The organism is Sandarakinorhabdus sp., assembly GCF_051860625.1.
In the GTDB taxonomy this organism is placed as follows: domain Bacteria; phylum Pseudomonadota; class Alphaproteobacteria; order Sphingomonadales; family Sphingomonadaceae; genus Sandarakinorhabdus.
In genome coordinates this window covers 1-15,241 of the sequence record NZ_JBHYDQ010000002.1, presented here as the reverse complement: position 1 = coordinate 15,241, position 15,241 = coordinate 1, and the positions used below count along the sequence as shown (strand labels likewise).

9 protein-coding genes, 1 tRNA gene and 1 pseudogene are annotated in these 15,241 nt (G+C 63.7%); 3 read left to right on the top strand and 8 right to left on the bottom strand.

Going from position 1 to position 15,241, the window contains the following annotated elements; translation table 11 throughout:
• Positions 1 to 399: 399 nt before the first annotated feature.
• Positions 400 to 490: transfer RNA gene (locus ACTIEZ_RS02575), tRNA-Ser, on the bottom strand.
• Between the two features lie 121 nt (positions 491 to 611).
• Entirely contained in the window at positions 612 to 2,804 is a 2,193-nt protein-coding gene (locus ACTIEZ_RS02570) for a flagellin N-terminal helical domain-containing protein (RefSeq protein ID WP_439545091.1), read from the bottom strand.
• Between the two features lie 101 nt (positions 2,805 to 2,905).
• Here ACTIEZ_RS02570 and ACTIEZ_RS02565 point away from each other — a divergent pair, with 101 nt between their 5' ends.
• Positions 2,906 to 3,589, top strand: coding sequence for an RluA family pseudouridine synthase (locus ACTIEZ_RS02565; RefSeq protein WP_439545090.1), 684 nt, complete (start codon positions 2,906 to 2,908; stop codon positions 3,587 to 3,589).
• Here the strand turns inward: ACTIEZ_RS02565 and ACTIEZ_RS02560 are convergent.
• The 6 genes from ACTIEZ_RS02560 to ACTIEZ_RS02535 all read right to left on the bottom strand — a co-directional run bounded on the left by ACTIEZ_RS02560 (position 3,498) and on the right by ACTIEZ_RS02535 (position 13,424).
• The gene (locus tag ACTIEZ_RS02560) at positions 3,498 to 4,394 is read right to left on the bottom strand and encodes a MurR/RpiR family transcriptional regulator (RefSeq protein WP_439545089.1); all 897 of its coding nucleotides are present in this window, start codon (positions 4,392 to 4,394) and stop codon (positions 3,498 to 3,500) included. The genes ACTIEZ_RS02565 and ACTIEZ_RS02560 overlap by 92 nt on opposite strands.
• Positions 4,395 to 4,450: 56 nt before the next feature.
• Positions 4,451 to 6,499, bottom strand: coding sequence for a penicillin acylase family protein (locus tag ACTIEZ_RS02555; RefSeq protein ID WP_439545088.1), 2,049 nt, complete (start codon positions 6,497 to 6,499; stop codon positions 4,451 to 4,453).
• A gap of 1 nt (position 6,500) precedes the next feature.
• Positions 6,501 to 7,772, bottom strand: a complete 1,272-nt coding sequence (locus ACTIEZ_RS02550; RefSeq protein WP_439545087.1) for a Xaa-Pro dipeptidase — start codon at positions 7,770 to 7,772, stop codon at positions 6,501 to 6,503.
• Between the two features lie 64 nt (positions 7,773 to 7,836).
• Complete coding sequence (locus tag ACTIEZ_RS02545; protein WP_439545086.1) at positions 7,837 to 8,922, bottom strand: glycosyltransferase family 4 protein; 1,086 nt, start codon at positions 8,920 to 8,922, stop codon at positions 7,837 to 7,839.
• A gap of 32 nt (positions 8,923 to 8,954) precedes the next feature.
• Positions 8,955 to 9,890 carry a UDP-2,3-diacylglucosamine diphosphatase gene (locus tag ACTIEZ_RS02540; protein WP_439545085.1) on the bottom strand — a complete coding sequence of 312 codons (936 nt, stop codon included), beginning with the start codon at positions 9,888 to 9,890 and terminating at the stop codon, positions 8,955 to 8,957.
• 228 nt (positions 9,891 to 10,118) lie between these two features.
• On the bottom strand, positions 10,119 to 13,424 hold the full coding sequence (locus ACTIEZ_RS02535) for a TonB-dependent receptor (protein WP_439545084.1): 3,306 nt from the start codon (positions 13,422 to 13,424) through the stop codon (positions 10,119 to 10,121).
• Positions 13,425 to 14,179: 755 nt separating this feature from the next.
• On the opposite strand from ACTIEZ_RS02535, the pseudogene ACTIEZ_RS02530 reads away from it, so the two are divergent.
• Together ACTIEZ_RS02530 and ACTIEZ_RS02525 are read left to right on the top strand one after the other, a co-directional pair.
• Positions 14,180 to 14,485: pseudogene (locus ACTIEZ_RS02530) on the top strand (transposase domain-containing protein); the annotation flags it as partial.
• Positions 14,485 to 14,718 carry a hypothetical protein gene (locus ACTIEZ_RS02525; RefSeq protein ID WP_439545083.1) on the top strand — a complete coding sequence of 78 codons (234 nt, stop codon included), beginning with the start codon at positions 14,485 to 14,487 and terminating at the stop codon, positions 14,716 to 14,718. The pseudogene ACTIEZ_RS02530 and the gene ACTIEZ_RS02525, both read left to right, overlap by 1 nt.
• Positions 14,719 to 15,241 lie beyond the last annotated feature (523 nt).

The following is a 15,241-nucleotide window of genomic DNA, read 5'->3' as shown; positions in this document are numbered from 1 at the left end:
GTCCAGCGGCCCCGGTGGACAAGCGCGATCTTGGTGTAGCCTGATGTGAACAACATGTTCGAGTCTGGTCAGGTCTTGCGTGCCGCTTCGGCAAGTTCACGACCGCCCAAGAAGGCTTCATCCTGTCAGCGTTCGAGAGGCTGTTTCATGGACCCGTCTGACATGCGCCAGGCTCAGCCCAATCAGTGGCTTCGAATTCCAGGTCGGACCATTCCCCGCCTGTGAGCGGTCCTTGCCATGACGCGTGATGCCGGGCGGGTCACAGAGCTGGCGGGAGGATGCCCCCGAAAGCCCAGGCCGCAGCTGGATTGGACGGACGCCCACTGGACGAAGGATTCAGGCAATATCCAGATATATCAGAATTTTCCAGACGGGGCTGGACCCCGTTGGAAAGGCAGTTGGCGGAGCGGGAGGGATTCGAACCCTCGATGAGCTTTTGACCCATACACACTTTCCAGGCGTGCGCCTTCGACCACTCGGCCACCGCTCCGCACCTGGAAGCGGCGGCGATAGCAACTGTGTGCTGCATGCACAAATGAAAAGGGGCGGCGCCTTGCGGCACCGCCCCCCTGACGAGACCCCGCTGCTGCGGGGCTTGGCCCTCCCTCGTCTTACTGGAGGAGCTGGGTAACCTGCTGGGCGGACTGGTTGGCCCGCGCCAGCATCGCCTGCGCCGCCTGGCCCAGCACCTGATTCTTGGCCAGGTTGGTCGATTCCTGGGCAAAATCCGTGTCCTGGATGCGGCTGCGCGAAGCCTGCAGATTGGTGCTGTTCGACGACAGGTTGTTCACCGCCGCTTCCAGCCGGTTCTGCACCGCACCGATGTTGGCCCGATCGAGGTTGACGCTGTTCAGCGCCTCATCGATCGCATCAAGCGCCGCGCTGGCACCATCGGCCGTCGACACATCAACCTCGGAAATGCGCAGGCCGCCCTTGTTGGTGCCATAAGCATTTTCTTCAAAACCGAGGTTGCCGAAGTTGGACGTGGCGCCAAAGGCCAGACTGCCAGCGCGCACATCGATGGTCTTGGCCGATTCCAGCCGCACCGTGCTGTACGCCGTCTGCACCGCCGTTGCCGACAGGTCGGCCACATCGGCCACACCCACCGCCGAATAGGCCGTGCCTGTGCCCTTGATGGTGGCGCCGGCCAGGCCAAGGTTGGCTGCAGTTGCACTCGCCGTATCGAAGTAAACGGTGATGTTGCGGCCGTCCTGAGCAGTCAGATCCAGGCCACCCAGGCCATTGTCCTTGGCGACAACGCCGGTCAAACCACTGAACTTGTTGATCTCCTTTGCAACGTTATCCCGGGTTTGCTGTGCGGTGTGGGTCTGGTCCAGCGTGATTTCCATCACCGTGCCGTTGATGCCCAGCAATGCGACACCCGTGGTGCCGATCACGGTGGTGGTGGTCGACTGGATGGTTTGCGCATTGGCCTTGGCTGTCACGCCGGTCAGCTCGCTGGAGGCGTTGATGGCGTTGGCGATGGCGATGGCGCTGCCAGCCTTCACCGACGATGGCGCCGCCGTGGAGCTGAACGTGTCATCATCGCCATTGGCAGCGCGAATGGCGACGCCGTTGATCGACAGATCGCCGCTATTCAGCGTGCGGGCGGTGGCAGCACTGGTGGCAACAGCACGCACATCCGACGACACGGTCGAAACGCCGCGATCGAAGCTGCCGGCTGCCAGCCCCGACCGGCTCAATCGGGCAGCGGTCGAGTTGTTGCTGCCAATCTCGATCGGCTTGCCGTTCAGGCTTTCCAGGCTGAACGAGCCCGACTGGGCACCGGTTTTCAGGCCGGACGCTGCCGCTGTCAGCGTGTCGAGCGAAACCTCGATATTGCGGCCATCATCGGCTTCCAGTCGCAGCCCGGCATTATTGTCGCCGGTGTCGACCGCCCGCACACCGGTCTGGCCGGCAATGGCGTTGATGGCATCCCGCACGATGCGGCGGCTGTCGGACGCATTGGTCGTGGTCGTGATCGAGGCGGTGGTGATGCCGTTGATCGTGACCGTGCCGGTGAGCGCGGCAGCCGTCATCGCGGTGCCGGTCATCACCGTCTGGCCGACCACGGCGCGTACGCCGGTCTGTGCAGTGGCAGCGTTGATGGCGGCGGCCTTTGCCAGCGCCGATGCAGACTTGTTGGCGGAAGAGACATTGTCGTCATCTTCCGACGAAGAACCGATCTGCACGCCATTGATCACCAGATCGCCGCCCTGCAAGGCATGGTTGGTGGCCAGGTTGGCAGAGGTGGCTTCGAAGGCGCCGGTGGCGGTGAGCGCCGGGCTGGCGCCCAGCCCCAAGTCACGCGCCCGGGCCGAACCCAGGCTGAACGACACGGTTTCGCCGGCGCGGCTGCCGGTCTGCAACTTCACCGAGCGCGCCGAGCCGTCGAGCAGCGACAGGCCGTTGAAGTTGGTGCGCGCGCCGATATTGTCGATTTCGCCGACGAGCTGCTTGACTTCGGCCTGCAGTGCGGTGCGATCGGTGCCGGTCAGCGTGCCGTTGGCCGACTGGACCGACAGTTCGCGCATGCGCTGCAGCATGTTGGTGACTTCGCCCATCGCGCTTTCCGCAGTCTGCGCCATACTGATGCCATCGTTGGCGTTGCGCATGGCCACGGCGAGCCCGCGGACATCGGCTGTCATTTTCTGGCTGATGGCCAGGCCGGCGGCGTCGTCCTTGGCGCTGTTGATGCGCATGCCCGTCGACAGGCGTTGCATGGCGGTGCCCATGGCATTGTTGGCAGTGCGCTGCGCATTCTGGGCGGTCAGCGCGTTGATGTTGGTGTTGATCACGGTCATCTGAGATACTCCCGCTTCCCGCCACCGCAGAGGTGCGGGGCGCAGCCATGGAAACGGCATGCGGTGAACGATGCTTAAACACGTTTTGAAAAGGCAGGATATTGAACGCGTTGGCCTTCCCCTTCCCGATTTTGCACCGTGACGGTGATGTGGCGGTGATCAACAAGCCAGCCGGGTTGGCGGTGCATCCGGGGCCGCGCACACCGCAGAGTCTGGAGGATCATCTGCCGTCCCTGGCGCGGGGTGGTTTCCGCCCCGTGGCCGCGCACCGGCTGGATCGCGACACATCGGGCTGCCTGGCCGTCGCGCTGAGCCGGCGCGGGGTGAAGGCGCTGGCGGCGGCGTTTGCGGGTGGCGGCGCAGAAAAAATCTATTGGGCGCTGCTGTCGGCGCTGCCGACTGAAACCTCAGGGCTGATCGATGCTCCGCTCGCCAAGATTTCGAGCGCGGCGGCCGGCTGGCGGATGGTGGTGCAGGCCGGCGGCAAGTCCGCGCGCACCCATTGGCGCGTGCTCGATCCGACAACACGGCTGGTCGAATTTCGTCCAGAAGCCGGTCGCACCCACCAGATCCGGGTGCATGCAGCGCATATCGGCGCAGCGATTGCCGGTGATCCGGTTTACGGCGATGGGGGGAATGGCCCGATGCGGCTGCACGCCCGCGCGCTGGCAATCACCCTGCCGGATGGCAAGATCATTCGGGTGCAGGCTCCGTTGCCGCCGGGTTGGCCACCGCACTTCGGCCCTGCCCCCGGCCCTGGAGCGCCCGGCCCTGAAAGCCAATGAAATCACTGTAATTTTCCGCCAGAAGCGCCAATCGCTGGTGCACGACGTCGGGCCCGATGCGCTGCACCACCCCGTCCACCAACAGGTTGAGCAACGACGCCAGCGCCGTGTTCATGTCCCAGAAATGGCCGAGCGCCACTTCGGCCGTCAGGATATGGGGTGTCAGGTCACGCGCCCACGGGCAATAAGGATCGGTGATCACCACCAGTGGCCGGCCGGCCTGGGCGACCTTTTCGGCCAGCACACGGAACTGCCGCGAATAACGGCGCACATCCAGCGCCACGAACACATCACCAGGACCGGAATCGAGCACGACATCATGAATGCCGGCCGCACTGTCGATCACATCGACATGCGGCCGCACATACGACAAATGCCGCGCAAAGCCGGCGGCCAACCCGGCCTCGGTCTGGAATCCGGCGACATGGATACGAGGACTGCCGGCCAGCAGCGCCACCACAGCCGCCCACTCGGGCGTTTCGGCCTGCGCATAGACGCCGGCGATGGCCGCTGTTTCGGCCTGCAACCGCGCATCGGCCGAAGGCGCCGGGCGGGTGAGCAACCAGGGCGCATCGCGGGCATCGCCGCGCAGATCGGCCTTCAACGCCGCCAGATTGGCATAGCCAAGCTGCTTGACCAGCCGTGCCACGGTCATCGCCGACACCCCGACCCGGGCACCGATCGAGGCCGCGGTTTCAAACGGCAGTTGATCGATATTGTCGGTCAACCAGCCGGCGATCATCCGTTCCGAAACGGTAAGATGCTCATATCGTTCCGTTAGTCGTTGGGAAACACGAGATGTCATTCCCGTTCGATACCATGGTTGCGGGTCCGTGCAATCGGGTGGAAACCGCAGGCTGCTCAAAAATCGACGTTTTTCCACTCCTCGCGCACGAACATCGGCGATTGGTCGGCATAATGCGGGCTGTTGCGGCGGATGGTGGCCGCGCCAAACTGGTGGATCGAGCGGGATTTGACCGCACCATCGTTCGGCCATTCCACCAGCATGATGAAGCCGTCGCCATTGTTGGCCACGCGCCGGCCATCCGGCGCGACGCTGGCATAGATCGCGCGTAGCGTATCGGGGCCGCCAAAAACCGGCAGATCAGCACCGCCGCGGCGCAAACGCTGAAAATCGCCAAGCGGCACATCAAGCCGACCAAAACTGGCCATCAGCGCATCGACCACCTCGCGCAGCTTGGGCTCGGCCGGGGACAGCGCATCACCGCGATAGACTTCGCGGCCGACGCTCGCCATCAGCGCCACGGCCAGGCTGTCGGCGCGGCCGCGGCCGTCGGCCGTCCAGTCCCAGGTGCGGAGCAGCGCCTGCGCCGCCGCCAGATCCGGCTTGCCATTGGTATCCACTGCCAGCACGGCCGCAATCCACTGCCCGGCCACGCTGGCGCGGCTATAGCCCTTGTCGAACTTGATGCGCAGCAGCGCGGCGCGGCTGATCGGGCCATTCACGCCGCCAAACAGTTCGGCAAATCGGTGCATGCGGTTGGTGGTGTAGGTTTCGATGCCCAGTACCGGGGCAAAGTCCGCCGCCTGCAGATTTTCGTCCGGCGCGGTCGCCACGGTCGGCGTGTTGTTCGAATTGCCAACCCAGCCAGCGCGCGGATCGACGACCATCGGGATGGCGTCCCACGGCTTGTAGCCTGACCAGAGCGTCGCCGATGTATCGCCGGGCAGCACGCCCTTCCAGTCAAAGCCCGGCCGCCGATCCGGGAACAAGGCGTTGTAAAACAACCCGATATGGCCTTCCTTGTCGGCATAGAGGAAATTGGTCGCCGGCACCGCCTGCATCGCCATCACCGCCTTCCACTCGGCGAAATTGCGCGCCTTGTTCAACCGATAATATTGCTCGATCTGTCGGACATCGCCAATGCCGGTGTGGCGAATGGCAAAGCCGCCCAGATCATTCAGGATCACCGCACCATGCTTGCTGCGATAGACCATGCGCGGGATCGGCAGCACCAACGGCCCCAGCCGCACCCGCAGCCACACGCGCCTGGCCTCCAGCGGCAGCCATTTGCCGTCCAGCCGATATTGGGTGCGATCCTCGTTCAGCACCAGTTTGTAGACATCGATCAGATCGGGCCGGTTGACGGTGTTGGCCCAGCCCAGATTGCGATTATGGCCCAGCAGCGGGAATGGCGCGCCGGGGAAGGTGGCGCCGGCAAAATCCCAGCCTTCGCCGCTGTGCACCACCAATTCCCACCAGGTCACGCCGCCTTCCCATGGCTGGTGGCTGTTGATGATCAGCCGCGTGGTGGCATCGTCGGATCGCGCCGCCGTCACCGCAAAGGCATTGCTGCCGCGTTCGTCGGCCGGGCCACTGTCGCGCGGCGGCAGCCTGCCTTCGTTCAGCGCGCCAAGCACCCGGTCCATGCCGAAGAAGAACGGGGACCGCAGCACGAAGCCAGCCACGATATCGCGCCCGGTCACCGGGAACAGACCCTGCAGCCGGATTTCACCGGGGTGGCGGCGGGCATAGTCGGTCAGGCCTTGCGCATAGGCCTCCACCAGCGCCCGCGTGTCGGGCGACAGATCGTTGTAGCGGGCATCGGCGATGGCGCGTGCATCGAGCAGATGGCTGACATAATCCAGCGTGGCGCCTTCCTCGCCCAGGATCGCCCCGGCGCGGCCGCGCACGGCGGCGAGCACTTCCTCCAGATTGCGGAAATCATCCTCGGCATGGGCCTGCGCGATACCATAGGCGACATCGGCATCGGTGCGGCCATGGATGTGGGGCACGCCCCATTCATCGCGATCGATGCGCACGGCGCGCTTCACGGCCGGCCCTGCGTCGGGCGGACTGGCGCTCAACGCGTCCCAGCTTGACAGGCCCACGACCACCGCGGCGACCGCAATGCTGGTCCAGAACAGGGCGGTGAACCAGCGTGGCATGTCAGTTGGCGCCCTTCACGAGCACGCCGCCCTTCACCACCGCCTGCACGGCGCGCAGCACGCCGACATCCTGGGTCGGATCGCCGGCCACGGCAATGATATCGGCATAACGGCCCGGCGCGATCTGGCCGACATCCGCCTCACGTCCCAGCGCTTCGGCAGCACGGATGGTGGCGGCGCGGATCGCATCGATCGGCGCCATGCCCCATTCCACCATCTTGCCGAACTGCAGGGCATTGTCGCCGTGTGGATAGACGCCAGCGTCAGACCCGAACACGATCTTCACGCCGGCCTTCCACGCGGCCTGGAACGTCTGCCGCTGCTTCAGCCCGACCTCGCGCTCCTTGGCGAGATTCTCCTCGCTGAGACCGTTCTTTGCGCCTTCGGCAAGGATATAATCGTCATTGTAGATATCCATTGAGAACCAGGTGCCGGCCTTCTTGGCCAGTTCAATGCCTTCGGCATCGGCCAGGCTGGCGTGCTCGATGGTGTCCACCCCGGCGCGGATCGCCGCCTTGATACCGCTTGTCCCATGCGCATGCGCTGCCACCTTCATGCCCAGCATATGCGCTTCTTCCACCAGGGCATTCATTTCGGCCTGGGTATATTGCTGCGCACCCACACTGGTGCCCACCGACAATACGCCGCCGGTGGCACAGTATTTGATCACTTCGGCGCCGCGCTTGTGCAATTCGCGCACCGTCCGGCGCACACCATCCGGACCGTCGGCGATACCAGGGCGATCAAACACGAAATTGGCCGGCAGTTCATTGGTGTCGCAGTGGCCGCCGGTGGCACCAATAGCATAGGTGGCCGGCACGATGCGCGGGCCGACAATCGCACCCCGCTCGATCGCCTGCTTCAGGCCGACATCCGCATAATCAACCGATCCCACGTTGCGCACCGTGGTGAAGCCGGCTTCGATGGTGCGCCGCGCCATGCCAGCCCCGATCGCCGTCCAGAAACTGCCCGGATAACGCAGCGCCTGCATCCCCGACAGCGTCGGATCGCTGGTCAGGTGGACATGCATGTCGATCAGGCCGGGCAGGATGGTGTGATTGCCCAGATCAAGCTGGCGCGCGCCAGCCGGCACCGCCAGTTCGCCCTGGCGGCCGACCGCCGTGATGCGGCCATCGACCACGATCACCAGCGGGCGGTCGCTGATGCGGCCACTGTTCACATCCAGCATGCGTGCTGCACTGATCGCCACGGTTTCGGCCGCCACCGGCGCGGCGCCGGCCAGCAGCACCGCCATCATCATCGTTGCCCGCATTTGCCCGTTCTCCCCTGTATCGCCAAGGGATAGGGCGGCAAAGTTGCCGCTGCAAGCAGGCCTTTCAGGCGACCAGCGACGGTTGCAGCGCCGGCAGCATCGGCACCGGCGCACCATCGCCCATCACCAGCGCCGCCAGGAACTGATCGACACACGCATCCCAGCCATAGCGCCGGCCGGCCGCCACACAGTCCGACCGCCGCGCGCGCGTCGCCTGTTGCATGGCCACCGACAAATCGTGCGACACTGCCCCGATCCGCCCTGAAGATCGCCCATCGGCGCCAAAACCATCCCTGCCGATGATGTCGAGCGGACCGGGAACCGGATAACCAGCCACTGGCGTCCCGCTCGCCAGCGCTTCGATCATCACCAGCCCGAACGTATCGGTGCGGCTGGGAAAGGCCAGCACGTCGGCAGCAGCATAAGCGCTGGCCAGCGCCGGGCCGTGCAGTGCGCCCAGAAAATGCGCCGATGGGTAGCGTTTCTGCAAGCTGTCCAGCGCCGGGCCGTCGCCCACCACCAGTTTGTCGCCCGCCCACGGCGCGCTCAGGAACGCTTCGATATTCTTTTCCACGGCCACCCGGCCGACATGCAGCGCCAACGGCCGCTTCAGCCCGGCGGCAACGGGATGCGGCGGCGTATCGGGCCGGAACAGGTCGGTATCGACGCCGCGTGACCAGGGCATGGTATGCGTGAGGCCATGGCTGGCCAGTTCGGCGGCCAGCCGCGGCGTCGCCACCATGATCGCGCTGGCTTCACCATGAAAACGCCGCAACACCCGCCAAACACGTTCGGGATTGATGCCGATGCGCGCCGCCACATAATCCGGAAACCGCGTGTGAAAGCTGGTGGTGAACTTCATGTTGTTGCTCATCGCCCAGCCGCGCGCCAGCCAGCCAAGCGGGCCTTCGGTGGCAATGTGCAGCGCATCGGGGCGAAATTCACGGATCAGCTTCGACACCCGGCGCCGCGTCGTCATCGCCAGCCGGATTTCCGGATAGGACGGCATCGGCAGCGACCAGAATTGATCGGGCGAAATCACCTGCACCCGCACGCCGCGCTCCGCCAGCAAACGCACCGTGGTGGCCAGGGTGCGCACCACGCCGTTGACCTGCGGCTCCCACGCGTCGGTGACCAAAGTAAGCTTCATGACGCTACCTACTTTCTTGCTATTTTGTAATGTTAGGCCAGCGTTTTGACAAATTGAGTCTGACCCTCTGGTGAACGGGCGGCTGCGCCCGCTGCGACCAGCGTCCAATCCTTGATTTCCATGCGCCCGTCCGGATGTTCGACCAGCGCCGTGCAGCTTTCCACCCAATCGCCATCATTGTAGTAGGCGACCCCATCGAAATCCCGGATTTCGGCCGAATGGATATGGCCGCACACCACGCCATCAACCCCGCGCAGGCGGGCCGCTTCGGCCACGGCTTCCTCGAACCGGCCGATGAAGGCGACGGCATTCTTCACCTTCTTCTTGATGTGCGCCGATATCGACCAATAGGGCAGGCCCAGCTTGCGCCGCGCCGCGTTGTAATGAACGTTCAGCCGCAGCAACATCGCATAACCAATGTCCCCGGCCCAGGCCAACCAGCGATGATACAGCACCACACCATCAAATTCGTCGCCGTGGCACACCAGCAGGCGCCGACCATCCGCCGTGGTGTGGATGGCCTCCAGCGCGATCTCGACACCACCAAAAGCCAGACCGGCATAGGGCCGCAGCATCTCGTCATGATTGCCCGGCACATAGACGACGCGGCAACCCTTGGCGGCCATCTTCAGCACGCGGCGCACCACGTCATTGTGGCGCGGCGGCCAATACCAGCCGCGCTTCAGCTTCCAGCCGTCGATGATGTCGCCGACCAGATAGAGCGTCTCGGGCTGCACGGATTTCAGGAAATCCATCAGCAGATCGGCGTTGCAGCCTTGCGTGCCGAGATGAATGTCGGAGATCCAGACAGTCCGCAGCTTGAGCTTGCCCGAAGGCGTGCGTTCGTCATCATCGAACAGCCAGGCCGGCGGCACCGGCAAAGGCAATGGCTCTGACCGGCGATCGGCACCGCGAAACATCACGCTGTCTGCAACGGCATCTGCACCGGCGAGCGGCAGTGAAGCCATCAAAGCCCCCTGTGTTTGCACCGGAAACTGCCCCGGCAACCGGCCTTTGCCCGGATGCACTAGGCCATGCGGATTACAAACGCGTGTCAGATCCGTTGCAAGCCAGTGGCAGCGACAGACTATCCACAGTTTCATCAACAGCGCGGCTGACGCTGCAATACAGGCCAAACGAAAAAGGGGCAGCCTTTCGGCCGCCCCTTCTCCTTGGCTTGATTGGCAATCGGTCGATCAGAACTTCACACGGGCCCCGAAGCGAACACCCCACAACGAACCGTTGAGCTGCACGCCCTGGGTCGGCTCGCGGAAGGTGGTGCCGCTGCGATTGGAGAACTGATACTGCGCGCAGGGCTGCGTCGGCACCGTTGCTGCTGCACCGCCGGCCTGCTGCAGACAGACCGCATTCACCGCTGTGCCGAAATACGGGAAGCCGACCTGACGGATGGTGCCCCAATTGTTGTTGAGCAGGTTCAGCACGTTTTCGACGGCCGCCATCAGCTCGATCTTGCCGCCGAACACGAACGGCACTTCCTGGTTGATCTGCAGGTCGAGCTTGTTGAACCGCGGCGCCCGGCCAAGGTTCTTCGGCGCAATCTGACCCTGGAAGTCGTTCAATTCGCTGTTCTGAACAAAGTTCTGGAAACCGGCGAAATCGAAGCCCGGCGCGTAGCTGACACGCGCATCCGCCGTCGGCGAGCTGACGTTCGGCACATAGAGCAGGTAGCGGGTGTTGTTGCCGACAGTGCCGAAAACCGCCGAACGGTTGTTGCCCGACGCCTGATCGGCCATCGTGTAGCTGAAGCGCTGGCCCGACAGCGAGTTGAAGAACAATTCGAAGCGGGTGACATTGTCACCGAAGAGGGCGGCGTCATAGCTGACCAGGAAACGATAGGCATCGTCGCGCTGATAGTTGGACGTGCCATAGGCGGCACTGTTGGAGTCAAAGCCGGCAGCCGTGCTGACGTAGTTGGAGAAGGCCACCGAAGACGTGCCGGGGCTGACATCCTTGGCGCGCTGCAAGGTGTAAGAACCGTTGACACGGAAGCCATTGCTCCACCGCTTGTCGAAGCGGCTGACGATGTTCCAGCTATAACCCTGCTGCGCGTTGGTCAGCAGGATGTCGGTGTTGGTCGTCGTGCCCTGGCCCGGCAGCACCTGATAGCGCAGACGGCCATCGGGCAATGTGCCGTTCGGCACCGAGCGCAGATCGATCCAGTTCAGCGAGTCGCGCACGCGGCTCCAGATCACGTCCGCACCCAGGTTCCAGTCGTCACCCAGGAAGCCGAGGTTGGCGCTGTAATCGACCGAGCCCGACACACGCCATTGCGACGGGATCCGATAGTTCGGATCCAGCGCGTTGGTCGGCGCACCGCCGGTGCCGGCAGTGCGGATGGCGGCGAGCAGTTCGGCCGGGACACCGGTCCCGCCGCTGACATTGTTCAGCGTGGCGGCACCGATCGACTGCACCTGCGCCGGCGATAGACCGGAAATGCCGGCGACCGTGAAGGTGCCGTCTGCGGCGCGGCGGACCTGGGCGCGGCCCAGCGTCGGACCGGGGTTGGAATAGTTGTTCGAAATCCAGACGTTGGGGTTACCGCCGCCGAAGATGCCGGCCGAACCGCGCAATTGCAGGCGCTCCATCGGCCGCCAGTTGAAGCCGAAACGCGGCTGGAACAGCGAACGACCGTTCAGCGTGGCGTTATTGGCAAAGCCGAAGCGGTTGATGAAATCATTGTTCAGGAACGGCACATCCGGGGTGTCGAACAGATCATAGCGGAAACCGGCGATCACGGTCAGATTGCTGCCGAAATCGATGGTGTCCTGCATGCCGAACGACCAGCTGTTGTTCTCGAACAGCGCCGTGACGGTGTCGATGCCGCCACGCAGCGGCACGGCAATGTCAAGTTCGTTGGCCCGGCGACCCTGCAGGTCGGCGATCGAGTCGAAGTACCAGTCACCCGACACACGCTGCGCGAACAGGTTGCGGATATTCTGCGTGCGGCGCTCGACGATGGCCTTCAACGTGTGGTTGTTCATCTTCAGCGTGGCGTTGAATTCCACGTTCAGCGAAGTCGACTCCAGCTCGTTGGCCTGGCGGCTGATGTCCGGACCGAACGTCAGCAGGCGAGTAGCAGCCGGGCAGGTGTTCGGCGGCGCCGACGACGTGGGCGCCAGGCAGGTGCGGAACTGACCGAAATCGGTGTTGCCGCCCACCGGCTGCTGCAGACGCACATAGTCAGCATAGGACACGCGAAGTTGCGTCGAGAAGCTGTCGCTCCACTGATCGTTCAGTTCGAAGATGCCGAAATGGTTGGTGGCACCCTGGTTGTAGTTGTTGGACAGCAGCGAAAAGTTCGGGTTGGTGGCGTTCAGCGCGCCGACGCCAGTCTGGCCAGCGAGGACCAAGCCTTCGTTGTAGATATAGGTGAAGGCAGCGCGGTGGCCGTCGGCAATGTTCAAATCGAACTTGGCGACCAGCTTGTCGTCCTTTTCGGAGATGTCGCTGGCGACACCCAGCGTGTCGAAATTATACACGGTCTGCGCGATCGAACCGATCTGGTTGAGCTGCACATCGGTGATGCCGAGCTGGTTCGGCTGCACGGCCGCCGGCACCGTGTCACGCGTCCGCTCATAGGTGACCGAGAAGAACAGCCGATCCTTGATGATCGGGCCGGTGACCTGCGCCGTGTAGATCTCCGATGCGAAATCGCCAACGCGCAACACGCCGGACGCGTTGTCGCCGCGCAGCCGGTCGTTCTGATAATAGACACCAGCCAGGGCCGTGAAGCGGTTGCCGCCCGACTTGAGCTGGGTGTTGATGGCGCCGCCCTGGAAGAAGCCCTGGCGGATATCGACCGGCGCGGCTTCGACCGAGAATTCCGAAATGGCATCGAGCGGTACCGGACCGCGAGTCGAGACCAGGCCGCCGGCCTCGAGGCCGAACGGGTCGCCGAAGGCCACACCGTCCACGGTGAAACGGTTGAAGCGGTTGTTCTGGCCGGCGATCGAGATGGCACCACCGTTGGTCGGATCGATGTTCACCAGCGGATCGCGTGCCGCCAGGTTGCGGATATCGCGGTTGACGTTGGCGACACCGGCAATATCGCGCGCCGACAGCACGGTGGCAGCGCCCGAAGCGATGGTAATGGCACTGCGGTTGCGGGTGGCGGTAACGGTGATCGCCTTGCCGGCAGAGGCCAGCATGACTTCCACGCGCTGTGGCACACCGGCGGTCAGGCCGCTCAGCGTTTCAGTGACAGGGTCATAACCCGGCGCTTCAACCGTGATGGCATAGGGGCCGCCCAGACGCAGACCGGTGGCATTGAATTCGCCGTTGGCGCCCGACACCTGCGCAATGCGCGTGCCCGACGGAGTGTGGATGACCGTCACGCCGGCACCAGCAATTGGCTGCCCCTGCTCGTTGACGATGGCGCCGCGGATGGCTGCGGTGGTTTCCTGGGCCTGAACGGCAGCCGGAATGACGAAGGCCGGGATTGCAAGCGCTGCAAGCGCTACACCAAGACGAAGATGACGCATGGGATATACCCCCTGGGGCTGGTTGGGTGTGGAGACTGCACATCGAGCAGGCCGCAAGATTCGGATGCCTGCGTAACAACCCGCCCACTGCCGCCTATTTGTGACGATTATGTTACAGGTTCATGGAGGGTTCATGACGGTTGGCTTTGGAGGCCATAACGAACGCAACTGTTGCGATGCAGCAACACCGGCGCAGCGCCGCGAGCGCGCGTGTCGCGCGCCGACAGGCGCAAGCCCGGCCGGGCGGGCGGCGCGCGCTCTTGCGCGCCGAACCGCTTCGACGGCGCGGCTTTGCCGCGCTCTTGCTTTCTTTTCTTTCTGAAGAAGCGGACTCGGCGGCTTTGCCGCCGGCCGCGGGAGTCAGGCACGAACTCATCATTGAAGGGTGACCGCGCGGCCGGCGGCAAAGCCGCCGAGTCCGCAGGGTTGGGTAGAAAGAGAAGAAAGAGCGCGGCAAAGCCGCGCCGTCGAAGCTGTTCTGTCGGCCTGAGGGCCGCCAGCCAGCCCGGCCGCGCTTGCGCGAGTCCATGTCCAGTGCTGCGCACTGGCCAAAGCCGCGCTGCGCGGTGGGCGGTGGGCGGTGAGGGTTTCGAACCCCCGGCCCTGTCCGTGTAAAGGAGACGGGGACAACACTCATCAAACTGATGGGCGGAAAACCCGCACTAAAATACGAGAACAGGAAGCGAACGTGCGGCTATCTGCGGACCATTTGCGGACCACCGTTCGACCGGCTTCGGAAGAACGAAATGGACGCTCGGTATGCGGCGTTCGCTCGCTTGCTCGATAACGGCCAGGTCTGCCTGTCGAACAACGCCGCCGGGCGGGCGCTGCTCTGCGTGCCGCTTGGCCGCAAAGCATGCCTGTTCTGCGGCTCCGACCGCGGCGGTGACCGCGCGGCCGTCCTCTACATGCTGATCCAGTCAGCCCGGCTCAATGACGTCGACCCGCAGGCGTGGCTGACTGACGTCCTCGCGCGCATCGCCGATCACCCGGCAAGCCGGCTCGACGAACTGCTGCATTGGAACTGGGCGGCGTCGATCAGGTTCGCACGGGCGGCCTGATGGCCGCGCCCAGCATGGTGTTCACCGCACGCTTTGCGGCAAGCCGCCTTGGCGTCGATCTCGATGTCATCGAAGAAATGGCCGAACAAATGGAACCCGAGGATGGCTGCCTCAGCATCATCGACAGCCTCGACGAAAACGCCGCGTCCGTCACCGGCTTCACCCGCAAAGGCCTCGACTACCTCGAAGACCTCCTCGACGAACGCCGGTCGGACTTCATGAAAGACATCTGAACTACCCCGCGGCCCTACCCGGATGGATACCTATAACCGCTCCCAGCATAACGAGCGCCGGCGTGAATTGGCATGCTTGTGGGCAGTATTGCTGTTGGAGGACGACTAGGCTGTCGTCTGATAGCACGCCGATCAGATCACTACCCAGCCGAAGATATCTTCCGAAGCGTCGATCTTGGCCTAAGATTCGGTTGTTTTCGGAGTATTTCTCAGTCACTCTGGAAGGAGGAGACCAGCACACACCGCCTGATAGGCAGCATCTGGATCAATGTATGTCCTCTAATCCTAAGACTTCGACTTTCTATAGGAGATTATTTGTGCACGCTATTTCCCACCCGCTTTCAATTTAATTTCATACTACAAGAGGTCTCTATCAAAAACGAGAGAGACTACGCATATGTTCAAAGGATTTAGGTTTCGTCGCGGGCTTACTGTAGGCGATTTTGGTTAGCGTCCGCTCACGTGGTGTAATTTCCCGGTGTAGATGATTGCGTTGCCGGGGGTGGGGCGAGCCCCACCCCCG